Annotated in this window: 16 protein-coding genes; 3 read left to right on the forward strand and 13 right to left on the reverse strand. The window is 49.8% G+C overall.

What is annotated here, in order from left to right; translation table 11 throughout:
* Positions 1-5: 5 nt before the first annotated feature.
* Together DN748_RS03125 and DN748_RS03135 are read right to left on the reverse strand one after the other, a co-directional pair.
* On the reverse strand, positions 6-974 hold the full coding sequence (locus DN748_RS03125) for a mechanosensitive ion channel family protein (RefSeq protein ID WP_112370298.1): 969 nt from the start codon (positions 972-974) through the stop codon (positions 6-8).
* 205 nt (positions 975-1,179) lie between these two features.
* Complete coding sequence (locus DN748_RS03135; protein WP_112370300.1) at positions 1,180-2,460, reverse strand: O-acetylhomoserine aminocarboxypropyltransferase/cysteine synthase family protein; 1,281 nt, start codon at positions 2,458-2,460, stop codon at positions 1,180-1,182.
* 359 nt (positions 2,461-2,819) lie between these two features.
* Between DN748_RS03135 and DN748_RS03140 the strand changes: the two genes are divergently transcribed.
* Positions 2,820-3,740, forward strand: a complete 921-nt coding sequence (locus tag DN748_RS03140; protein WP_112370301.1) for a sulfite exporter TauE/SafE family protein — start codon at positions 2,820-2,822, stop codon at positions 3,738-3,740.
* Positions 3,741-3,805: 65 nt separating this feature from the next.
* On the opposite strand, the gene DN748_RS03145 is transcribed toward DN748_RS03140, so the two are convergent.
* Genes DN748_RS03145 through DN748_RS19310 form a run of 10 tightly spaced genes read right to left on the reverse strand, consistent with a single transcriptional unit; the run spans position 3,806 to position 19,328 of the window.
* On the reverse strand, positions 3,806-5,770 hold the full coding sequence (locus DN748_RS03145) for a sialate O-acetylesterase (RefSeq protein WP_112370302.1): 1,965 nt from the start codon (positions 5,768-5,770) through the stop codon (positions 3,806-3,808).
* A gap of 28 nt (positions 5,771-5,798) precedes the next feature.
* Positions 5,799-7,553 (reverse strand): class I mannose-6-phosphate isomerase, encoded by a 1,755-nt coding sequence (locus DN748_RS03150; protein ID WP_112370303.1) that lies wholly within the window; start codon positions 7,551-7,553, stop codon positions 5,799-5,801.
* Positions 7,531-8,481 (reverse strand): ROK family protein, encoded by a 951-nt coding sequence (locus DN748_RS03155; RefSeq protein WP_112370304.1) that lies wholly within the window; start codon positions 8,479-8,481, stop codon positions 7,531-7,533. The genes DN748_RS03150 and DN748_RS03155 overlap by 23 nt, the downstream gene beginning before the upstream one ends.
* A 3-nt stretch (positions 8,482-8,484) precedes the next feature.
* Positions 8,485-9,861, reverse strand: a complete 1,377-nt coding sequence (locus DN748_RS03160) for a sugar porter family MFS transporter (protein WP_236636768.1) — start codon at positions 9,859-9,861, stop codon at positions 8,485-8,487.
* Entirely contained in the window at positions 9,845-11,056 is a 1,212-nt protein-coding gene (locus tag DN748_RS03165) for a DUF5005 domain-containing protein (RefSeq protein WP_112370305.1), read from the reverse strand. Before DN748_RS03165 ends, DN748_RS03160 begins: the two co-directional genes overlap by 17 nt.
* Positions 11,057-11,089: 33 nt before the next feature.
* The gene (locus tag DN748_RS03170) at positions 11,090-11,944 is read right to left on the reverse strand and encodes a hypothetical protein (RefSeq protein WP_112370306.1); all 855 of its coding nucleotides are present in this window, start codon (positions 11,942-11,944) and stop codon (positions 11,090-11,092) included.
* A gap of 44 nt (positions 11,945-11,988) precedes the next feature.
* Positions 11,989-13,455: a RagB/SusD family nutrient uptake outer membrane protein gene (locus tag DN748_RS03175; protein ID WP_201741408.1), complete on the reverse strand. Its 1,467-nt coding sequence runs from the start codon at positions 13,453-13,455 to the stop codon at positions 11,989-11,991.
* Positions 13,456-13,469: 14 nt separating this feature from the next.
* Complete coding sequence (locus DN748_RS03180) at positions 13,470-16,583, reverse strand: SusC/RagA family TonB-linked outer membrane protein (RefSeq protein ID WP_112370308.1); 3,114 nt, start codon at positions 16,581-16,583, stop codon at positions 13,470-13,472.
* Positions 16,584-16,620: 37 nt separating this feature from the next.
* Positions 16,621-18,666 (reverse strand): GH92 family glycosyl hydrolase, encoded by a 2,046-nt coding sequence (locus DN748_RS03185; protein WP_236636780.1) that lies wholly within the window; start codon positions 18,664-18,666, stop codon positions 16,621-16,623.
* Positions 18,594-19,328 (reverse strand): discoidin domain-containing protein, encoded by a 735-nt coding sequence (locus DN748_RS19310; protein WP_236636769.1) that lies wholly within the window; start codon positions 19,326-19,328, stop codon positions 18,594-18,596. The genes DN748_RS03185 and DN748_RS19310 overlap by 73 nt, the downstream gene beginning before the upstream one ends.
* Positions 19,329-19,479: 151 nt before the next feature.
* On the opposite strand from DN748_RS19310, the gene DN748_RS03190 reads away from it, so the two are divergent.
* On the forward strand, positions 19,480-19,725 hold the full coding sequence (locus DN748_RS03190; protein ID WP_112370309.1) for a hypothetical protein: 246 nt from the start codon (positions 19,480-19,482) through the stop codon (positions 19,723-19,725).
* A gap of 57 nt (positions 19,726-19,782) precedes the next feature.
* On the opposite strand, the gene DN748_RS03195 is transcribed toward DN748_RS03190, so the two are convergent.
* Positions 19,783-20,520 (reverse strand): TrmH family RNA methyltransferase, encoded by a 738-nt coding sequence (locus tag DN748_RS03195; RefSeq protein ID WP_112370310.1) that lies wholly within the window; start codon positions 20,518-20,520, stop codon positions 19,783-19,785.
* Between the two features lie 184 nt (positions 20,521-20,704).
* Here DN748_RS03195 and tamL point away from each other — a divergent pair, with 184 nt between their 5' ends.
* Positions 20,705-23,266 carry a translocation and assembly module lipoprotein TamL gene (gene tamL, locus DN748_RS03200; protein WP_112370311.1) on the forward strand — a complete coding sequence of 854 codons (2,562 nt, stop codon included), beginning with the start codon at positions 20,705-20,707 and terminating at the stop codon, positions 23,264-23,266.
* The last annotated feature ends 132 nt before the right edge of the window (positions 23,267-23,398 follow it).

The following is a 23,398-nucleotide window of genomic DNA, read 5'->3' on the forward strand; positions in this document are numbered from 1 at the left end:
ATACGTTACATTTTTTCAGGATCAAATCTTGTTTCCCCCCGGTTGCCATCGTCACTGTTCTCCATATAAACCCTTATTTTGGGCATGCTTCCCGGAAATTCCCGCTGCATAAACAGCAACAGCTGTTCCCTGACATACACACGGAGGTCCCAGGCATCGGACGAGTTCCTCGCGCTCATCAGCGCACGCAGTTCTACCCTGTTCTCCTTTGCATCGGTAACCTGTAATACATTGACCCTGCCGTCCCAAAGGCGTGAATTCTCAAGCAAACGGGTAAGCTCTTTCCTCATACGGTCCATATCAACATCGTAATCGACATAAATAAAAACGGTTCCCATAATCTCCGAGCTGGTACGCGTCCAGTTCTGAAAGGGCTTTTCTATAAAATAGGTACTCGGCACCACCAGCCTTCTCTGGTCCCAGATCTGTATCACCACATAGGTAAGGGTGATCTCTTCTATCCGCCCCCACTCCCCTTCCACAATAACCACATCATCAAGCCGTATGGGTTGTGTTATGGCGATCTGCAAACCTGCCAGTATGGAACCGAATACTTTCTGGGCGGCAAGACCGAGAATGATCCCCGCCACCCCGGCCGAAGCAAAAATACTGATACCGATACGCCGGATATTTTCAAAAGACATGAGTATGAGCCCTATGGCGATCAATACGATAATAAAAACGACAACGCGTTCAATAATGGTATACTGCGTATACAGTTTCCTGGAGTGAAGGTTATTGGCCGCCTTGAGATCGGCATGCCTCAGGGCGAGCCTCTTTGCCAGGCGGACCGCAAGAATAGCCGCCCATGCAAAACTGACCATAATCAGGATCACCCCGGCCTTTTCCATAAAATAGCCCAGGCTTACACTCACCCCGTAAAAAACACTATTGAGTACGGAAATTACAAGTGCACAGATAAAAAGAAGGATGGGAGGTATAAAAGGTTTGATCTTCTTCAGATATCTTATCATGGTAAAAGTATTTGTATACCAGTAAAATACAAAAAAACAGCTACATCAGAAAATACAAAAACCACTTTTCGCTTCCATACCCCATAAAAAATGCCCGAGGCCGTATTTATAGCTTCGGGCATTTGAGCCGGATAGTTAAAAACCGGTTGAATTTTATCCCTCCGGCATATCAGGGACATGGTTTTCGGTTGCCCGGAATAAAATACTATTTACCGATTTTTGAAAATGCCTGTTTCAGGTCGGCTTTAAGATCGTCAAGATCTTCAAGTCCTACCGATAAACGGATGAGATCGGCCGTAACGCCCGCAGTTTTCTGCTGTTCTTCCGAAAGCTGCTGGTGTGTAGTGCTCGCCGGGTGAATGATAAGGGATTTGGTATCTCCTATATTGGCCAGCAGGGAAAACAGTTTGGTGTGGTCTGCTATCACCTTTGCCGCTTCAAACCCTCCTACGGCCCCGAAAGTCAGCAACCCGCTCTGCCCCTTGGGAAGGTATTTCCTGGCGAGCCCGTGATACGGACTGCTTTCGAGTCCGGGATAATTGACCCAGGCCACCTCTTCCTGTTCCGACAGCCAACGGGCCAGTTCCAGTGCACTCTCGCTGTGTTTTTTCATCCTGATCTCCAGGGTTTCCAGTCCCTGCAGGATCTGGAAGGCATTGAACGGGCTCAGGGCCGACCCCAGGTCGCGCAATCCCTCTACCCTCACCCTGGCTATAAAGGCCGCGGGCCCCAGCGCATCGTGATATACCAACCCGTGATATCCCGGGGAAGGTTCCGTAAATTCAGGGAATTTCCCGCTGCTCCAGTCAAAAGTACCGGCATCTATTATGGCCCCGCCCAGGGAGGTCCCGTTACCGTTGATATACTTGGTCAACGAATGAACCACTATATTGGCCCCGTGTGCAATAGGATTGATCAATGCCGGAGAAGCCACCGTATTGTCTACGATAAGCGGTATTTCAAACTCTTTTGCCCGTTGTGAAACAGCCTCGATATCTACGACATCGAGTTTGGGGTTCCCGAGGGATTCCAGGAAGTAAGCCCTGGTGTTCTCTTTTGTGGCCTTGCTGAAAGCGGACGGGTCGGACGGATCTACAAAGGTAGTGGTAATGCCCAGCCTCGGGAGTGTCACATTCAGAAGGTTATAGGTCCCCCCGTATAAACTGCTGGAAGCCACAATATGATCTCCGGCCTTCAGCAGGATCAACAGGGCCGTACTCAAGGCCGCCGTTCCCGAAGAAGTCACGACCGCACCTATCCCCCCTTCAAGAGCCGCCAGCCGCTGTTCGAGAATATCGTTGGTCGGGTTGTTCAGCCTCGTATAAATATATCCCGGCTCGGCCAGGCTAAACAGGTTGGCCGCATGATCGGCATTCTTGAAAACATAGGAGGTAGACTGGTATATCGGTACCGCCCGGGTGCCCCCGTGAGCCTGGAAATCATGTCCGGCATGCAATGCATTTGTCGCAAATTTTGATTCACTCATAATTCTGTTCTTTTTGGTATATATTCAGTTTATAAATGTATAATTCCCCATCGTAAAATGCCCGTCTTTCATACACCGCTCCTTCCAGACGTTCTTTACAAGACAATATATCCCATATTTCCCGCATACCGGGGGTATCCGACCGTTTTTAACAATCTCCCGCAAAAGTCTTAATCCCCTAACATCTCATGGATCACCACCCGAAAGTAAAAAAAATATTCCTACTAAATCTATAGAATTAATTATTTATATATATCTTCGCTCCCTGATTATCTCCCGATCCCGGTTTCCGGGCCGGGCAGAAGAAAATTCCCGGGAAGAAACCATCTCCCGGGCCATTCCAAACAAGAACGATAAACATGACTGCAATCCGGGCACTAAAAAACAGATTATTCAAGATCAGCTTTAAGCAGATAGGCATTGCCATCCTGGTACTAAAACTGTTACTTATCGGCTATTTTATCTACATTATAGCCGGAAGCGAGGGCGATGTATTTTCTTTCGACAGCACCTTTTTTACTTTCGTGGCCATAGGTTTTTTTGCCCAGCTGATAGACGGTGCCCTGGGTATGGCTTACGGTGCGAGCAGTAATGCGCTGCTATTACATTTCGGGGTTCCTCCCAGAATTGCCTCTGCCAGCGTTCATACCGCAGAAGTATTTACCACCGGGGTTTCGGGACTGTCCCATCTCCGGTTTAAGAATATCGACAAAAACCTGCTGATCCGCCTGGTAATTCCCGGGGTCGTAGGCGCGGTGGCCGGGGCGTACTTTCTGTCCGACCTGTTGCACGGAGATTTCATAAAGCCCTATATTTCTGCCTATCTCATCGTATTGGGGAGTATTATCCTCTACAAGGGGATCAGGAACAAGCCCAAGGAAAAAAAGGAGGTAAAAAGGGCGGGGCTTCTCGCTTTTTTCGGCGGACTGCTCGACGCCATAGGCGGGGGCGGCTGGGGGCCCATTGTGACCTCGAATATCATCAACCAGGGCAAAAGTCCGAGAGAGACCATCGGAACCGTGAATACCGCCGAATTTTTTATCACTTTCTTTGCCACAGGAGTTTTTCTCTATTATGTAGGCATAGACAGCTGGCAGGTAGTACTCGGGCTGATCATAGGTGGTGTTTTTGCCGCTCCCATAGGAGCATTCCTCGCTTCGCGGATCAACAGGAGGGTCCTGTTTATTGTGGTGGGCCTGGTCGTTATACTCACCGCCTCGCTGACCATATACAAAACCGTCAGCGACTACGCCCATACCCTTGCCGTTCTTTTCCGGTAAGCAAGATACTAATTTTAAATACCCATATGTTCCCGCATACTTATCAATGATCCCGGTATCTCCTTTCAGAAACGGGGAACTTTGCTATCAAACAGCAATCCGTCCGTACTGAGTTTCCGGTCATCACTCCGAAAGGGTGCTGCAGGCAAGCCGTTTTCACCGGTAAGATCCAGCGGGCCGGGGTTATCGCTCCAGGCATACCGTACAGCTACCGGATTGCGGAGTCCGGGGGCATACACCACTACGGTATTTTTACGTAAGAAAGCCCTGGCCCATCGGAATTCCCCATCCTCTCCGGCAAGCTGAAAACCACGTATATACCCGTATTTGTCTTTGGTCTTCAGAACAGGCGTGGCCGCGGTAAAACGGACAAGAAGGCTATCTCCTTTCCGTTCCATATCCTTAAATTGGGGGAATTGTGCAGAATAGGTTCCGCCGTAGCACAGGTTCATGGCCAATGCCCCGAGACGTTTGCCCACATCCAGCTTATTCCGGGGGTGTATATCTCCGGCCTCCCCGATATCAATCGTTACCGCCATAGCCGTATTCGGCAGGTTCAGGGCCATGTCCTGGGCCTCCCGGAGTTCGGCCCAGGCCGATGGCCCGGGCATTTCCGGTTCCTGTCCGTAATTGGCCAGCTGTACCCATAGAAAGGGAATATCCTTTCCGAAATGATCACGCCAGTCGCGGATAAGGGCCGGAAACAGCTCCCTGTATTCTGCTGCCCTTGCCGCATTAGACTCTCCCTGGTACCAGATCACTCCTTTTATCTTCAGGGCGGTAAGCGGTGCCACGTTGGCGTTGTACAACACCCCGGGAGAAGAGAACGGCGTAACATTTACCAGCTCCTGCTCCGGGAATTTCCCGGCATCGATATGCAATCCCTTCCTGTAATGCCACCTGCCCCGCAAAATATCATTCCCCCAGAAAGCTGGGGTTGTAAACCCACCTGTGCCACCGGTATCAAAAACGCGTACGGTAAGTATATTGCCCTTCTTTTTGAGTATACCGGCAGGTATGGTATAATTTCTGTGATTATGCCGGCCAAAAGTCTCTCCGATACGATGTCCGTTTACCCAGGTTATATCATAATCGTCTATCTGTAACAGTTGCAGGGGCAGGGAGTCTCCTTCAAATCCTTCAGGAAGGTCAAAACTCCTCCGAAACCATACGGCCCCGTCAAAATCTTTCAGGGTTTCCTCTTCTTCCCAGGTATTGCCGGCAACTTCCAAAGTGTCCCAGGAAGTGATATCCGTTTCCGGCAGGTACCATTTTCCGGATATTCCCGGACCGGTATAGTAATACTTGCCGTACCAGCTCTTTTTGTTCTTTTCAAATGCCTTTTTTACATCTGCAAAACTTCCCGTATGTTTCAGTTCTTCCCTGAACTGCGGGAATGCTTCCAGGGCTTCGTTACTCATCCAGGTCTCTACGGCAGTAGCCCCCAGGTTTACACTGACCAGCCCAATGGGAACTCCGCTTTCCTGCTGAATAAATTTGCCGAAATGATACCCCACGGCAGAAAACTCCGCAATCTTGTCCGGCTCCGGAACCATCCAGCCGGAAGCATGTATATCTTCTCCCGGCCTGTAATCCATCTCCGGGATTACCTTTAAAAGCCTTACCTGCTGTCCCTGCAGCCATACGGTATCTTCTTCCCGGTAGGGAGTCTGTTTTAACGGCCATTCCATATTGGACTGTCCGCCACAGAGCCATACATCCCCCATCAAAACATTATCCAGCTCCACCACCGAGGTCCCGGCACTTATTTTTACAGTATGGGGCCCTCCTGCCGGAAAAGCGGGCAATCGTACTTTCCATATCCCGTCTTTACCGGTTTTGCCCTGCTGCGAGCTACCGTCCATTTCCACTTTGACCTCCTGTCCGGGGGCACTCCACCCCCACAAGCTTACGGGAGCATCCCGCTGTAGCACCATGTTATCGGTAAAACAGGCCGGCAAACGGAGTTCCTGGGCATGGGCCATAAAAACAATGCCCAGGACAAACTGCCAAAACAATACAGGTCTCATTATAGGTCTTTTAAAGTTTGTTTATACATTATTCCCTTACAAATGCTTTCAGGGTAGCACATTCTTTTCCTTCCGACGCTCCGCCCGGACGTATGGTATAATCGCCCACTTCTGCCGGGATTATAAAAGTTTCCGCATAGTGCACCACAAAAGGTTCGAACCTGCCATCCGGGCTTTCCACGACAGCTTCCCGTCCTTCCACCAGGTTGATCACATTAACGCTGCCACCGGTATTGTGCGGCACCTTTCCGGTAAACCAGTGCCTCCGTGTTTCGATAAAGTCGGAAACATACAGCCCGGTTTTTTCCTCTCTCCATCCGTCTCCCCGTGCAATCTCCCCGATCCGGTTGATGAGATGATCCCTGGTCCACTGTTTTCTCCGGTTCCAGTCTATGACCTTTTCCCCGTGCGACAAATGTATAGGTCTCGGTTTTCCGTCCAGCCCAAGCCGGCCCCAGTCCCACAACTTGAACGTAAATATATAGGGTGTAGCGCTGATCTCCAGTACTACACTGTTAGTTCCTGAACAATGCACCGTTCCCGACGGGATCAGGTAGTGATCGTGTTTCTTTACCGGCCATTTATTGATATAGGCATCGGCATCAAAATTACCGCCGTTTTCCTGGGCTTCTTTCAGTGCGGTGATCATTTCTTCCGGATCGGTATCGTCCCTGATGCCCAGGTATACTTCGGCATCCTCCCCCGTATCGAGGATATAATAACTTTCATCCTGGGTATACGGCATCCCGAACTGCTCTTTGATATATTCCCTGGTGGGATGTACCTGTAAACTGAGGTTGCCCCCGTCCATCGTGTCCAGAAAGTCAAAACGTATCGGAAACTCCGCTCCGAATTTTTTATAGACCCGTGGTCCGAGCAACGGTTCAGGGCGGGTAAGCACCAGGTTGATGGAAGGTGTTTCAAAGGTTGTTCCCTCAAAATCAAAAAGAAGGCTGTTCTCTTCCGGAACACAATCGAACCCCCAGGCAAAATTGATACGGTTCCTGTCCAGATCGACAACTTCCTTAAGCCACTGCCCCCCCCAGGGCCCGGGATCAAAAAACGGCACTACACGGAAAGGTTGCCTGCCGGCGGTATCCAGCATATGTTTCATGGCCGCCCCGGAAACCATCCTGGGGTCTGAAGGCCGTACCGTATCGACAAAAAAGTCTACCTGTCCGAACAGCGATACCTTATGCCTGTCCAGTACCCGCCAGTCTACAAAAAAAGATTGTTTGACCCGGAGGGCAAATTCCATATCCTTATTAGACACCCCGAGATTACTCACCTCGTGCCTGCGCATACGGAGCTGCAATTCCCAGCGGGGCATGTCCATATAAACGAGAAGATCACTTTTCTCACAGCAAAACCCGGCCCCCGGCCCCAGAACGATACGGAGCTCTTTATCGTGCTCCTCTATGTCTTTCCGCAATTTTTCGCAACGTTCCGGATCGAAAAAATCCCGGAGGTTAAGATCGGTCATATATCCGAAAACCCGGTCGTCCGTAACATAGGGATATACCATTTTCCCGATCTCTTCTTCAGGTTTCATCGCATCGGTACTGTCGTATATCCTGCAGGGACCGACGTTTTTTTCAAGGACCGCCTTTACCGCTGCGGTATCGACGCCCTGGTAGGTCTCGATGACAATCTTTCCGCGATCTCCCGATTTCTCCCTTATGGTCCGGCATACTGCTTCCCAACCTCGTATACATTCGAATTCACTTCCCCTGACCCTTATTTTCGGGTACTTGTCGTAATTAGATACCATTTTTTCTTTCATTGTTCAAAATATAACTTGTTCCTAAAATACCTGCGGTCTCCTTTCTGTCAGCCACCACAACGGGCAGGCTGCCCGGGGGCACCCAACTGTACTTTTCTACTATTTTTTCTATCCCGGGGAGTATATCGTCCTTGCTTTTCATAATTCCCCCACCCATGATTATTTTATCCGGGTCATAGGCATGAACGAGGTTTACAACACCTGTGCCCCATGCTTTTACACTATTGTCCCTGACTTCAATGGCAAGGCTGTCACCGGCACGTGCACAGCGGAAAACACTTTCATAATCCGGGTTTTTCTCAAAGCCCAGGGAACTTCCCGCAAGGTCTTTCCTTTTTTCCAGATGATGTTTCAGAGCCCAGGTAGACGCCAGGCTTTCCACACATCCGGTATTGCCGCAATTACACTGCGGGCCATTGTAATTTATACTCATATGCCCGCCGAGATTCCCGGCAAGAAAATTTTTCCCCCTGAGCAGTTTCCCTTCCATAAGTACTGCTGTTCCCACTCCCGTGCCCAGGGTAATCATCACGAGGTTGTCGCATCCTTTTCCCGCTCCGTATTGCCATTCCCCCAATAGGGCTGCACGGGCATCGTTCTCCACAGCTACACGCAATCCCCAGTTTTGCCGGGCCCATCCCTCAAAATCCGTTTGCGCTGCACCGGGGTATTTCACATAATCCGAAAGCACCCTGTTCTTCCCGGCATCCACTATCCCCGGAAAAGCTATGCCTATACCGGTTACCCGATAAGATTTATCCGCACACAGTCCATCTATCATTACCGACATCTCTTTCAGCACATCATCCATACCGCGTCCCGATTTTGCTTCGAGAACTCCGGTTTTACGGATATTCCCGTCTTCATCGACCAACCCGGTCTTTATGCGGGTACCTCCCATATCGATACCGATATTCACATTTTTCATATACTACGCCTCATCGGGTTTGATCCAGTCCTTTTCTATCTGTTCCAGGCTTTTCCCCCTGGTTTCGGGGACAAACTTCCAGGTGAAGAGCAAGAGTATTACCGAGTTGATCATAAATATCCAGAAGGTAAAGGCCCCTCCGAACCCATCCAGCATTACCGGGGTGAGCTGTGTGATAAGAATGACCCCTATCCACAGTATAAAGGTGCAGAGCGACATGGCGATCCCCCGGATCCTGGTCGGGAATATCTCCGCGATCATCACCCAGGGAATGGGCCCGAGGGAAGACGCAAAACACGCTATAAAACCCAGAACGAAAAGAATAAGCCAGGGGCCCTTTGTTATTTCAAAATAAAAGCAGAACCCTATGGCACACAGGCAAAGTATCATGCCGGACACTCCCCATAACAACAATTTTTTACGCCCCGCCCTGTCGATAAGCCAGAGCGCGACAAAAGTGAATATCGTATTGATAATCCCGATAAAAATGGTCTGATAGAAAGCCGATTCCACGGCAAAACCTATACTCTTGAAGATCTCCGGGGCAAAGTAGATCACGGCATTGATCCCGGTAATCTGTGAGAACAGGGCGAGAACCACCCCGACAACGAGTGCCAGCCGTAAGCCTTTGCCAAAAAGATCATTCCATTTTCCCGACTCCATTTCCAGGGTGCTCCGGATCTCTTCACTTATAGCCCCGGCCTTGTCCCCGTTTATCCTGTAAAGGATCGCCCCGGCTTTTTTCTCCATTCCTTTTTTCATCAGCCACCTGGGACTTTCCGGTACGGTGAACAACAACGCAAAAAAGAGTATGGATGGTATGACCTCGGAACCTATCATATAGCGCCAGCCGTATTCCACGTTCCAGTGATTGCTTCCGGAGACAGAGATCAGGTAATTGACGATATAAATGATATTGATACCAAATACGATAGCGAGCTGATATACACTCACCAGGCGCCCCCTGAATGCTGCCGGGGCCACTTCCGAGATATATAACGGGGACAACATCGAAGCCGCCCCCACTCCTATTCCTCCCACGAGCCTCGCGATGACAAAGGTGGTCAGGTCTGTTGCCAGGGCAGAACCGAGTGCGGAGACAAAGAACAGTACCCCGGTGATGATCAGTATCCTTTTTCGTCCGAAACGGTCGCTGGCATATCCCGCAACAGCAGCCCCCAGGATACACCCCCAGATGGCACTACTTGCCGCCCAGCCCACAAGTGCGGGGGTGAGGGCGAATTTCTCCTGCAGATAACCGATAGCCCCGGCTATAACCGCCGTATCATAGCCAAATAACAAGCCGCCAAGAGCGGCCACTGCGGTGATATGGATAATGTATCCCCTGAACATTCCCCCCCTATTATTCTGATGCTTCATCAGCTGTTTTTTTATGTTCCGACCCGAATTTTATCCGGATGAATCTCGGTCTGTACAAATGAGGCATGTTCTCTATGACATCGAAAAACTTAAAACTGTTTACATTATAGCTCACCAGCAGCTCCCCCTCACCGGAAATGGCGGGATGGGCCTTGGCATTATAGGTAAACAGGTCGGGGTCATTGACATCCTCTGTAGTATTCCATATTTCCTTTCTGTCCCCGAAAGGCCCATACGGCGTTTCCCCGATCTGCATATATATATTCGGATATATGCCCCCGTACTGGTAGATCAGGGCATAACGGCCATCGGGCAACCGGGACATACTGAGTTCATTGGACACACTGTCTGTAAGCGCAGTCATTTGCTCCCGGTCTCTGGTCCATCCATCGGCCTTGCGGAATTCCCAGGCATCAAAATCTTCTATTTTATCATAGTTCACCCTGGCACAGACCAGCTCCTTATCCTGTCCGCGAACCCCGTATATATACACATGCTCCTCTTCCCGGTCGTCATGGATACCTACTCCAAAAGAAATTTTGTCCGGGCTCTCCCCGGAACCGAAGAAAGGGATGTGCAGGGTACGGGGCCCGTGAAGGGGAACTTTATTTTTATCTATAACCAGGAGATCGTTACCCGTTTCTTCAAAAGGCAGGAGATCATCTGTCCCCGTATTACGTATGCGGTAGGCAAACACGTATAATTTCCCTCCCGGTTTACGGTCAGCAAAACCGTCACCCAGCCAGTAATACTCTCCTTGTTCCGTATCCGGCACCAGCATGGCAGCAGCCTTTCCTTCACTATCCTCTGCCAGGAAGAACTCCGTTGTTCCGGGCTTTTCTCCCTTTTGATACAGTGCCATCGAATTGTTGACCATACTGTATCCCGGTACCAGGGAATCCCCGATGATCTCTCCCACCATGGTATCGCTGAACAGGAAGATAATACTGTCTGCTTCCTTCCGGCTGTCCTCGCCCGAATAAGGTATGGCAAAAATGCCATCTCCCCCGAACCATCCCGAATCTCTCCTGAATACTGCCGTCCATTCCGGGGCACGTTCCACACTAAAGGTCATTTCTTCCGATAGCGGATCTTTTTCCGTATTCTTATCGCGTACATCATCCTTGCACGACAGGACAAGGACAGTACACATCGATCCCAGAATGCCTGTATATATACTTTTTCTTAAATTCATCTCATACTCTTTTTTAATGGCCGGTTTTTCAGTTTAATCATTTCTTTGGGCAGCTTCGAAAACATAGAGAAAAATCTCCTCTTCCCGAAGCCCCAGTTCTGAGAGGTCTACCGTGAGCTGCAGTTCCAGCCTGTCTACCGCAAGCGTCTTTATTTCAAACGTATCGGCTACAATAATGCCGGGGGTGAACACATTGTACTTTTCCATGACAAACTGCTGTTCGTCTTCGGTAATATGCCAGCCGCTGAAAACATTCAGTCCGTCAAGCGCACATGCTCCGGCCCCTGTGTCTGATCCGTATTCCAGGCTCATGGTACCATCGGAATTAAAGAGATAGGCATTGTCTTTTTCACAATCCTCTATCGCCTCTGAGTTGGGATCATCTTCATTGTTGACATGCAGGACAGATTTCCATTCCCATCTCCTGCGCGGAAGATTGTCCCTGGGGCTCAGGGTTATACCGGCCGTGAGATCACTGGTCTTTTCCTGCCCTCCCAAGGTGATGGCCTTAAAACTGAACCCTACCAGTTTATCTACATCTTCTACCGTAGGAACATAGACAAAGTCATACCCGAATTCCCTGCCGGACGCAGCTACCTGCAACATTCCTTCCTGCCCGAATGACGTATCTTTTTGCAGGTTTACCGTTTTGGTTATTTCCAGCTTTTCCAGGTCTTCGGGAGCTTCCACCGATACGGTGAGATAGAGTGTATCCCCTGATTCCATACGGCTGCGGTACTGGCCGGATCCGGGAATTTTCTCTGCGTCCAGGCCGACGAGGAAATTGCCCTGGTCGTAATAATCTGCAGGTCCCTGCTCGTCTTCGTTACAAGCTGCCAGTAACCCCAGGACTACGGGAAAGATCAGGTAATATATTCTGGTTTTCATATCGCGTATTTTTGGTTGAACAATAAAAAGTGGCCCTATCGGTATCAGAATCCGGTATTTTGCGGTAAATTGGGGTTTACCAGTCTCTCGCGCTGCGGAATGGGAAACAGTTCGTATTGTTCTGCCACCGAAATTCCCTTTATGGCTTCCACCCGTTGCCTGAGCCTGCCCAGCCTGGTCAGGTCGAACCAGCGCTGACCTTCTCCCACGAATTCCTTACCCCTTTCTTCCACCAGCAGGTCTATAAAATCTTCCATATTGCCGGCTTCCGCATCTCCCAGGTTTGCCCGTTGTCTTATTTTATTCAGATAATCGTTGGCAATATCAAAATTTCCCAGCCTGGCCTGCGCTTCGGCATAGGTAAGCAGCACATCGGCATAACGGATAACCGGAAAATCGTTAAAAGACCCTCCTGCCGTCGGGTCCGCTTCCGCGTCCCAGTATTTGTCGATATAGACATGGTCCAGGTTTACGGTGGAATTATCGGAAGCGACAAAACTGGTCATAAACGTATCCTCGCGACGCTCGTCTGCAGTGGCAAAAGTGCCGTACATATTATCGTTGGCTATCTGCCACCCCTGGGTATTGGATATACCGTCTACCTCAGCACTGAGAGCAGGCGGCAGTAGTCTTACGTTGAACTGCCCTACTTCCCAGAAGGAAATGGCCCCTCCGGCATCTCCGAATCCGACAGAAAAAACGGCTTCCTTACCGCCACGGTTCTCGATCCGGAAAGCATCTTTAAAGCGGTCCCAGAGCCCGTACAACTCTGACTCCATAACATCGGAAGCCTTGTCTGAAGCGAGCTCATACGCTCCCGTGCGCAGATATACCTTGGCCAGCAGAGCCTGTGCAGCTCCCCGTGTAGCCCGTCCTTCCTGTATTTCCCCATCCGGGGGAAGTGCTTCGGCATCGGTAAGGTCACTGATGATCTGGTCGTAAACTTCTTCCGCAGGGGCAGCCTCCGGATTCAGGGGTGCATCTTCGGTAATCACCAGCGGTATCTGCCCGAACATCCGGACCAGGTTAAAGTAAAGCAATCCTCTCAGGAATTTGGCTTCGTTGACATAGCGGTCCCTAAGAGTTTCGTCCATTTCAATAGCCGGAATACGGGCTATGGCCACATTGGCCAGGTATATGGTCTTGTAATGCACCTCCCATATTTCCTGCAGGGCTACGTTCTCGGCATTATGTGTAAAGGTTCCCAGCTGATCGTACTGCGGCGTACCCAGCTGGTTGTTGTTCATCTCGTCGGAAGCAAGCCCCTGAGTTACCCAGAACGTACTGTGATACACCCCGGAGGTGTTTCCACGGGAAGCATCGTAAGCCCCCAGGTTGGCATAAACGGAGTTTACTGCCGCCAGGGCATCCTGTGCCGTTGTGTAGTAATTGCTGGTGGCCACCTGGTTTTCAGGGTTTTCTTCCAGAAAGTCACTACAGGAGAACAACAGGAACACACACAGCAAACCGCTGTATGTCTTTATCGGAAAATTATATACTGATTTCATCATGCTGTAGTTTTGTGTTAAAATCCGAGGTTAATTCCAAAAGTGTACATTCTCGTCTGGGGATAATTACCGTCGTCTACACCGACGATATTGGTAGTACCTCCATAAGCATTGCCTTCGGGATCATAACCACTGTAGCTGGTCCAGGTAAACAAATTGGTGGCACTGGCATAAATACGCAGGTTACTGATCCCGATCCGGTCTGTAAGCTTCTGAGGAAAATTATATCCCAGTGTCACGTTTTTTACCCTTACATAGGAGGCATCTTCCACAAATGCTGATGAAAAGGTGCTGTTAAAGGAATCATCTGCCGAAGCCCTGGGATAAATATTTCCAGGATTATCCGGCGTCCACCGGTTCCGGCCTGCCTTTGCCAGTACATTCTGTTGTCCGTTCATGTTTTCGAGGTTAAGCAGGTTCATATTGGCCAGATCGTTTCCCTGGCTTCCCTGGATAAAGACACTCAGGCTAAAATTATTATAGGAAAACTCGTTGTTTAACCCCCAGGTAAAATCGGCTTGAGCAGTCCCGATGACGGTCAGGTCATACTCATCTATAAACCCGTCCGGTGTGCCTTCCGGACCACTTATATCCTTATACCTGCGATCCCCCGCAACAGGAGTTTGCCCGCGTAGCGCAGGACCTGCCGCTGCGTCCTCATCAGTCTGGTATATTCCGTCAAAAACATAACCTTCAAAGGTGCCTATGGGTTTTCCTTCTCTCAATATGCTGCCCGCTACCAGGAGGTTGATATCCTCTTCCCTGGCCAGGTTGGTCACCTTATTGCGGTTTACGGAAAAGTTCCCGGAAGCATTCCAGGAGAATGGTCCGCTAAAAATATCGGCTCCCATTTCCAGTCCGATCCCCCGGTTCTGTACATTTCCCACATTCAGCAGGGTAGTTTGAAAACCGGAGGTAAAAGGAATGGGAGTTCCCAACAGGAGATCAGAAGTTTTTTTGTCATATACTTCTGCCGTAAATCGCAGTCTCCCGTTCCAGAAGGCCATATCAAGCCCCAGGTTGGCCTGCCGGGTAGTCTCCCATTTCAGGTCGCGGTTGGGGTAACTGCTGGGTTCCTGGCCGTAAAACACATCGGGACTTCCCGCTCCGTTGTTAAACACCCCTTCACCGAATGGAGCCACCAGGGCCAGCGAATTATACGGCCCTATGGACTGGTTTCCTATAACCCCATAGCTCAAGCGCAGTTTCAGATCGCTGAAGAGCCGGGAATCCTCCATAAAATCCTCGTTGATCACACGCCATGCAAATGCACCGGAAGGAAAGAAACCGTATTGATTGCCTTTTGCAAACTTGGAAGAGCCGTCGACCCTGCCGGAAAGGGTGAACAGGTATTTGTCTTTCATCACGTAATTCACCCGGGCGAGATAAGATACCAGTGCCCATCTCGATTCGCTATTTACCGGCGGTTGCGGGTTCTCCGCCGCCGACAGGTTGTGATATCCCGTCCGCCCGTCGGGAAAACCAAAAGCTATACTGGTAAGGGATTCGTTCTGAAACTCCTGCAGCGTAAAACCCAGTAATGCCGTTAGATTATCCCCTCCGTCAAAAGTCCGGTTATAGGTCAGTGTGTTTTCATTCAGCCAGGTAAGTGCATCAAGTGTGGCAATGGACGCTTCTCCGCGGCTGCTCTCCGTGCGCTTCAGGAAATTAGGCCCGAAAGCACTGTTTTTAGTGTGTAACAGGTCGATCCCGAAGCTGGTACGAAAATCCAGGTCTCCGGTGAGTGCATATTCGGCAAATACATTTCCGAGAAGCCTCGAAGTAACCGTTCTGGATTCGTATTCCCTGGCCTCTGCCACCGGATTGGCCACCGCATCCTTACGATCGTGCTCAAAGGTATACCCTCCCGGTTCGCCCGGGTTATACACAGGGAGTACAGGATTGATCTGCAATGCATTGGCCACCACTCCCGGGACGATCTGCCCGGGTCCGGTGAGCACCCCGTTGGATATAATTCTCGCGTAGGAAAGATTGTTTCCTATTTTCAGTTTATCACTCACGTTGCGTTCGAGATTCACCCGGAAAGAATATCTTCGGAAGTCGGAGCCTGTGACGATACCGTCCTGGGTAAACAATCCGCCGGAAACAGCATACTTTGTCTTCGCATCGCCCCCGGAAAAGGTGAGCTGGTAATCGGAAACCTGTGCAGTCCTGAAAAGCTCATCCTGCCAGTCGGTACCCTTGCCCAACGAGGAAGGGTTTACGTAAACAGGGTTCCGCCCGGCATTCATTTCTGCTTCATTCACAAGCACTGCATATTCCTGTGCATTGAGAAGGTGTAATTTATTTGCTACCTGCTGCACCCCGTGATAGGCATTAAAACTTATAGTCTCTCTTCCTTCCCTTCCCTTTTTCGTGGTGATCAGGACCACTCCGTTGGCTCCCCTGGAGCCGTAAATAGCAGTTGCGGAAGCATCTTTAAGTATTTCGATGGATTCTATATCATTCGGATTGATAGTCGAAAGCGGGCTTACCCCGGGGCCCCTGCTGCCGGCAGAGGTTTCACCTGCATCGCTGTTTACAAGCATCCCGTCTATAACATACAGAGGTTCACTACTTGCATTGACCGAGCTCGTACCCCGGATACGTATATTGGTCCCGCCGCCGGGTACTCCCGATGCCTGTGTAACCTGCACGCCCGAGGCCCTGCCTTGCAGTGCCTGTTCGAAACTCGAGGCCGGGACTGCCTGTAGTTCTTCGGCACTCACGGAAGACACCGAGCCGGTAACATCCGATTTCCGCTGGCTGCCGTACCCGATAACGATAACTTCCGAAAGCTTTCCCATATAAGGTTCCAGCTCCACCTGTATCACAGTCTGTGTTCCCACCTGCACTTCTTTAGGGGTAAACCCGACATAACTGAATACCAGTACCGCATTGCTGTCAGGGACTTCTATCTCGAAATTCCCGTCAAAATCCGCAATAGTTCCCGTATTCGTCCCCTTTACCACAATGTTACTCCCTGCAAGGACCTCCCCGTCGGCAGACCGGACCGTTCCGGTAATCACGATCTTTTCCTGTTGCGGAAAAGCGTGAAGCTGTACGGACATCCCTAAGCAGGGAAAAGCCAGGTACAGGACAAATGCCCTTATTAATTGGTATATTTTCATAAGAAACAGATTTTTTGGTTGATACTAATTTCGAATCTCAATTCCTGGTTCCCCATTGCATATCAGGTTCAGTACCGAGGTAGAGTTCGAGGCTTCCCCCCTTTTGGAACACATCGTGAGAAAACCAGAATTTCCGGTATTCCTTACCATTCAGAAGGGCTTTCCGGATGTACATATGATCGGGGCTGTTATTACGGGTAATGATCTTAAATTCCTTTCCGCTGTAGTATTCCGGATCGAGTTTGATGGTCACTTCGTCAAAAACCGGGCTGGTAATATCATATACCGGGTTTTGGGAAACGTTGCCGTCAAGGCTGAACAATCCTATCGCCATCAGGGCACTGACCCCTCCCATCTGCCCCTGGTCTTCATCGTGTCCTCCATAACCCAGATCAGGGGTAGTACCGCCGTATGCCTGTTTCCCGACTTTACGCACCCAATACTGGGTAAGCCAGGGTTTTCCGGCATGATTGAAGACATGAGCATTGGAACAGCCGGGCTGGTTGGCATAACTCACGTATCCATCGTTATAGGCAAAAACAAAATCGTCGTCTTCTGCCATCTCAAAAGCGTGATTGAGCTTGTCGCACAATATGTCTTCTCCCCCCATCAGGGAAGCCAGCTTATCAATCTGGTGCGACACCGACCAGGTAGCCTGCCAGGCATTGGCCTCTACCCAGCCTTCTCCGGAAAGCGGATCATCATGCATGAAATTTCCGTTCCGGTCTTTGGGAAATACCAGGTTCTGCTCCGGGTTAAAAAGCGTTTTCCACCCGCTTGCCCTTTTGCTGAAAAAGCGGTAATCCCGGTTCTTTCCCATTGCTTTTGCCATCTGTGACAGGGCGTAATCCTGAAAGGCCGCTTCAAGGGTGATCCCTGCATTCCCGGGCCAGTACCCGTTATCGGTATAAAACCGGATATCGTCGGCATCTCCGAGCATACCGCCCGGCAACAGGTTTTTTTTCAACACCTTATAAGCGGTATCCCTGTCTGTTTTGGTGAGCAGTCCTTTCTGGAAAGCGGAAACTACCAGGTTAGTCGCCGGAGATCCTGTCATGATATAGGAGTAACCACCACCGGAAGGGCCGCGGGGTAAAAGCCCCCCGTTGACAGCGTATTGTACCATAGAGGCAGACATCTCGTCCATAACTTCCGGCCATGCAAGCCCCCACAACACATTCAGGTTCCACTGCGTAAGCCACCAGGCATCTGAGTTATACATATTGAATTTCAGGGTACCGTTTTTATCTTTAGGCAAGGTCCCTATCTTAAAATCGGCATCCGTAAAAGTACCCTCGCGGGTTCCGGAAGTACGATCGGGATAATCCCCGGAAACATCATTGATTTTCTGCCTTCCGAGAAGCACATGCCACAGATCGGTATAGAATTTCACTTTCTGTTCCCGGCTTCCCCCTTTTACCTCTATTTTTCCCAGCCAGTCGTTCCATACACTTACCGATTCGCGATGCACCCTGTCGAAATCCCAGTGCGGGCATTCCTTATTCAGGTTATTTCTCGCATTTTCCACACTGGTATAGGAAATGGCTATTTTCATCTGTAATGCATCTCCCGGAAGAACATCATAGATTGCCGTGACCCCGGTGCTGTCCCCTTCGATCTCCGGAATGTCCCGGAAGCGCTCTTTACCGGTCCACCCGTCCAGCCTCTTGAACGGCCGGTCAAATTCCGCAGAAAAAAAGACCTTCACATCTTTCGGCCCGCCCCAAAAACGTTCCGTGGTACTGAAATACCCTTCGATTGCCCGGTCTCCCTTCCGTTCCACATATGCGTTTTCCATCCGTACATTACTGACATATCCGCCAAGATTGGCCAGCACCTGGGCTTCCATATTCCGGGAGAAGGTAAAACGGTAAAAGCTCACCCTTTCCGTAGCAGTGAATTCAGTCCGGATATGATGATCCTTCAGGTAGACCCTTTGATAACCGGGCTGTACTATTTCATCTTCATGGCTAAAAGCCGATTTCCATCCCTCCTGCCCCTGTGTAGGGTCTATGACTGCCGGCGCCGGCATGATCTCCAGGCCACCCAGCATCCAGCTGTGAATTTGCTCAAACCCGAGAATATGTCCGTCATTGTAGTTATAGCCCCCTCCGTTCTGGTTCTTGTTCCGGGTAAGAGGAGCGCCCCCACCATTCCGAATGGCCTGGACCCCGTGATAAAAAACAGATAACGCCCCCGGTTAGTCTCGATATAAGGATCTACCCATAAAACAGGCTCCTCTTTGTCTTCGGGAGCCGCAAATACCTCCATTTCAGATAATCCCAGGTCCCTGCCGTTACCATCGGTGACCTGAAATTTCACCCATTCCACTGTTTTCGTATCAAACCTGATCTCCTTACCTTCCCCGTTGTCCGGTATACGGTTTACCCATACCAGGCTTCCGTCACTGAAGATGAGCTTCCCCCCGGCGGTGAATTCTTTTCCGGAGGGACGGTCGTATAAAACGATACGATTGATTTTCCGGGGCATGTCCCAGCGGAGTTCTATCCAGGGAAAACGAATGTACCCCCAATCCGTAGTCACCCCTTCACAGGCCCATTCCCCCTTTCCGGAAATCCCGATAACACCGTCCGCGATATTGTCAGGGGAAAATGCTTCGGACAAAACGGTAGATGCTGATATTTTTGCCTCGCCGGCTATGTTTCCCGTCTGCCCGCTCATAGTATAAACCAGGCAGAAAAAAACAACAGTGCTCCAGAATTTCATATTATACCTTATTGACATGGGTTTATTTTAAAATGTTCATACATATGAACATTATACAAATGTAAACAAAAAACGATATAATAGATGAGAATTATATATTTTTTCAGATGTTATTTTGAATTATTGTGTTTTTATAGGAATTTATTTTCATTAATCTTATATAAACTTTATGCATTTACAGGAAAATACGGCAATCCTGTCATCCCGTCTTGGACCATCTCCGCAAAAGCAGTATTTTTACCCGGTAAACAACTTTTCTTCCACAAAACTCCGTATGTTCAAAAACAAAAAGACATCGCAGATCATCATGCTTATCGCTGCCGCCATTACCATTATCGGGGTGGTCACGGGCAGGTTTTTCTTTCTCTTTTTAATCCTGCCCCTGGGATTCCTTTTTAACAAGAAAAAGGACTGAGTTTCGGGTTGCAGGGGTATAGTTCTTAGTTATTAGTTCTTAGTTCGTAGTTGTCACTTATAACTGATCAATCCTCCTTCGGAATTCGCTTAAAAGAATAGCCGTGGCCGTGGCCACATTGAGGCTCTCCGTTTCCTGTATACGGCCGAAGCGCGGGACAGACAGGGTTCTGTGGGCCGTGGAACGTATTCTCTCCGACACCCCGTTGGCTTCGTTGCCCATAACCAGGATGCCTTGTTGCGGCAGGGTAGTTTTATAGACATTTTCCCCGTTCATATCGGCTATGATGACGGGAAGTCCGGATTCCCGGATGTAGGTTTCCGGGTCGGTATAAATGATATTCACCCGTGCGAGGGACCCCATAGTAGCCTGTACCACTTTGGTATTGTAACAGTCTACCGTGGTTGTACTGCACACCAGGTTTTCTATCCCGAACCAGTCGCACAACCGGATAATGGTACCCAGGTTGCCGGGGTCGCGTATATCGTCGAGAACAAGTACAAGACCGGAATTCCCGGCTTCTTTCACCTCCGGGATCTCAAAAAGGGCCAGGGCCTTATTCGGGCTTTTTAACCGGCTGATCTTTTTCAGTTCCCGGTCAGAAATTTCCCGGAGGTGATCACCGGCAAAGGAAAAACAGGTGGTATCCGTGGTGTACAGCTCTCTCAGTGTCATCCCGGCATTAATGAGTTCCGTGATGACCTTTACCCCTTCCGCCACAAATATTCCGTGCCGGTTACGGTACTTTTTTTGGTCTAAACCCGTTATTAGCTTAATTTCGCCTTTACTAACCATCCGTCATAGTGTATTTTCCGGCCCGGGCAAAGTCGCCGGTTCCGGTATCCGGTAAAAAATCAGGGGCCAACCTGTATTACCGGGAGGATTTCACACATTTTTTTTTCATCTTTGTCTGGCCGAAGACCGAGGAGACCCTGACCGTGCATCGAACCTGAAACCTGTTAAAACCTGTTGTTTTCCATTGAAAACCCGAACCACAAAAATAGCGGTAATCTTTTTAATACTGTCTATAGTATCCTGTAATACGGTAAAAAGAGTAGGCGAAGACGAGCTGCTCCTTACCCGGAACAACATATATGTTAACGGGGAGAAGGAAAAAGAGGAGACCCTTCGCAACCTCATGTCACAGCAACCCAACAGTGCGTTGCTGGGATTCAACCTGAAATTACACATTTACAATATGGCTACACCGAAATCCGATTCGGCTTTCACAGACTGGCTGTACCGTAAGGAAAACAGGAAAAAGAGGCTCACCGGGCTGTTGTCTGAAAAACAGGTGATAGAACTCGGAAGGTCGGTAGCGGGCTTTAACAGGTGGCTTATGGAAACCGGGGAGCCACCGGTGGTCATCAAAGCGTCCGGAAACCTGAAATCCAGGGACCGCCTCAATCTTTATTACAACAGCAAGGGATATTTCAACAACAGGGTCACATTTTCCGTCGACTCCGTGCCCAACAAGAAAAAACGCGGAGAGGTAAATTATCACATCACCACGGGCAAACCGTATTTTCTGGACAGCATCACCAAAAAGATCGCCTCCCCCGACATAGATTCCATCTATAACCGGTACGATTCCAGGAACCTGATAAAGGAAGGTGAACAGTTCGATCTCACGCACTTCGAAGCCGAGCGGGAACGCATTAATTCCATTCTCATCAATTCGGGTATCTACCAGTTCCAGCCCAATTCTTCGGTTCATTTCAATGTGCTGCGCGATACCCTTGCTTCCAGCGAGGATTACAAAATGCCCGTGGAAATAGAGATCAACAACAGGTACGAACGCGTGGGAGACACGGTCAGGGAGATCCCTTATAAGATCCATCACATCAAAAATGTGAATATCTATGCCGATTATACCTTTGGCATGGAGCAGGATTCACTTGATTCCATTGCCTATGACCGTTTTACCATTTATTTCCGCGATAAACTGCGGTACAAGCCCAAAGCCCTGGCCGACGCCGTGGCCATTATGCCGGGCAGTCTTTACCGCGAAATAGACCGTACCCGCACCTACAGGCAGATCAGCAATCTCAAGACATTCAAATACCCCAACATAGAATACCGCTATGCCCGCGGTACCGACGACAGTCTCAACACCAATATATACCTCACCCACCGCCCGAAATTTTCGCTGGGGCTGAATACCGATATATCCCATTCCAACATCCAGGATATTGGGATCTCGTTCAGCACCTCGCTGATAAGCCGGAATGTTTTCAGGGGGACAGAAACACTGGAAGTATCGGCAAGGGGAACCGTAGGATCGTCCAGGGAAGCCAGCAACCCCCATGACAGGTTCTTTAATATTTCCGAATTCGGCGGCGACATCAGGCTCAATTTTCCCCGGATATTCTTTCCGGTCGGCACCGAGCGGATCATTCCCAAATACATGCTGCCCGAAACGCGTATCTCCGTAGGTAGTTCCTTTCAGAGAAACATAGGCCTGGACAAACAGAGTTTCAATACGATACTGCGTTATAACTGGACGCCATCATACCGGAAAAAACACACTTTCGAACTGATGAACATCGAGTTTATCCGGAACCTCAACATCGACCGCTACTTCCAGGTCTACCAGAACAGCTATGAGCGGCTCAACCGTATTGCCGGGAATAACACCACCGACCCTGCCTATTTCGACGACAGGGGCAACCTTCTCATCCCTTCGGGAGCCCGGCAGTTTACAAACGACGCCCTTTCGGGCGGCATAGACGGTATAACGGAAGGCTCCGAAGACTACCGCACCATATCGAGTATAGAAGAACGACGCAGGAGGCTCAGTGCCAACAACCTCATATTTGCCTCCAATTTCACTTACACCCACAACACCCGCCGCGGGGCCGGCGACAATACCTTTTCCCAGTTCAAGGCCAAACTGGAAACTGCGGGCAACTTCCTGTCGGCCGCTTCACAGCTCATCGAGTTCAACAAGAACGACCAGGGAAAAAAGCTGGTCTTTGACGTACAGTATTCCCAGTACGTAAAAACGGAACTGGACTTTATAAAGCACGTACAGGTATCCAGGGACGGCATCCTGGCCTTCAGGAGCTTTTTCGGTTTTGCCATTCCCTACGGCAACGCTACCAATATTCCCTTTTCGAGAAGTTACTTCGCCGGGGGAACAAATGATAACAGGGCCTGGCAGGCGTATTCCCTGGGCCCCGGACGAACAAATGCCAGAAATGACTTTAACGAGGCCAACCTGAAAATAGCCCTGAACCTGGAGTACAGGTTCAATATCATGGGGAGCCTGAACGGAGCATTTTTTGCCGATGCCGGGAATATATGGAACGCCCTGGACGACGTTACCGACCAGGATGCCGTTTTTACCGGTATCTCCTCCCTAAAGGATACCGCCCTGGGTACCGGTTTCGGTTTCAGGTACGATTTCGGCTTTTTTGTCATCCGCCTGGATACCGGGTTTAAGACCTATAACCCGGCCGAGCAGATGTCAAGGCGGTGGTTCCGGGACTACAACTTCGGCAATGCGGTATACAATATAGGGATCAATTATCCTTTCTGATCCGGGGTGCTGGTTGAAGGTTGCAGGTTTACAGGTTTGCAGGTTTGAATCATAACTCATAACTCATAACTCTGAATTCTGAACTCATAACCGGTTGCAGTTTACAGGCTGCACGTTTCTAATTTACCCTTT

It is taken from the genome of Sinomicrobium soli (genome assembly GCF_003285545.1).
In the GTDB taxonomy this organism is placed as follows: Bacteria; Bacteroidota; Bacteroidia; order Flavobacteriales; family Flavobacteriaceae; genus Sinomicrobium.

What these genes read in the sequence shown, in the direction of transcription:
- DN748_RS03195 (WP_112370310.1), bottom strand. Translation starts at nt 20,520, where the DNA reads ATGGTTAGTAAAGGCGAAATTAAGCTAATAACGGGTTTAGACCAAAAA.
- DN748_RS03170 (WP_112370306.1), bottom strand. Translation starts at nt 11,944, where the DNA reads ATGAAAACCAGAATATATTACCTGATCTTTCCCGTAGTCCTGGGGTTA.
- DN748_RS03190 (WP_112370309.1), top strand. Translation starts at nt 19,480, where the DNA reads ATGCATTTACAGGAAAATACGGCAATCCTGTCATCCCGTCTTGGACCA.
- DN748_RS03145 (WP_112370302.1), bottom strand. Translation starts at nt 5,770, where the DNA reads ATGAGACCTGTATTGTTTTGGCAGTTTGTCCTGGGCATTGTTTTTATG.
- DN748_RS03175 (WP_201741408.1), bottom strand. Translation starts at nt 13,455, where the DNA reads ATGATGAAATCAGTATATAATTTTCCGATAAAGACATACAGCGGTTTG.
- DN748_RS19310 (WP_236636769.1), bottom strand. Translation starts at nt 19,328, where the DNA reads ATGTCAATAAGGTATAATATGAAATTCTGGAGCACTGTTGTTTTTTTC.
- DN748_RS03140 (WP_112370301.1), top strand. Translation starts at nt 2,820, where the DNA reads ATGACTGCAATCCGGGCACTAAAAAACAGATTATTCAAGATCAGCTTT.
- DN748_RS03125 (WP_112370298.1), bottom strand. Translation starts at nt 974, where the DNA reads ATGATAAGATATCTGAAGAAGATCAAACCTTTTATACCTCCCATCCTT.
- DN748_RS03165 (WP_112370305.1), bottom strand. Translation starts at nt 11,056, where the DNA reads ATGAATTTAAGAAAAAGTATATATACAGGCATTCTGGGATCGATGTGT.
- DN748_RS03135 (WP_112370300.1), bottom strand. Translation starts at nt 2,460, where the DNA reads ATGAGTGAATCAAAATTTGCGACAAATGCATTGCATGCCGGACATGAT.
- DN748_RS03180 (WP_112370308.1), bottom strand. Translation starts at nt 16,583, where the DNA reads ATGAAAATATACCAATTAATAAGGGCATTTGTCCTGTACCTGGCTTTT.
- DN748_RS03155 (WP_112370304.1), bottom strand. Translation starts at nt 8,481, where the DNA reads ATGAAAAATGTGAATATCGGTATCGATATGGGAGGTACCCGCATAAAG.
- DN748_RS03160 (WP_236636768.1), bottom strand. Translation starts at nt 9,861, where the DNA reads ATGAAGCATCAGAATAATAGGGGGGGAATGTTCAGGGGATACATTATC.
- DN748_RS03150 (WP_112370303.1), bottom strand. Translation starts at nt 7,553, where the DNA reads ATGAAAGAAAAAATGGTATCTAATTACGACAAGTACCCGAAAATAAGG.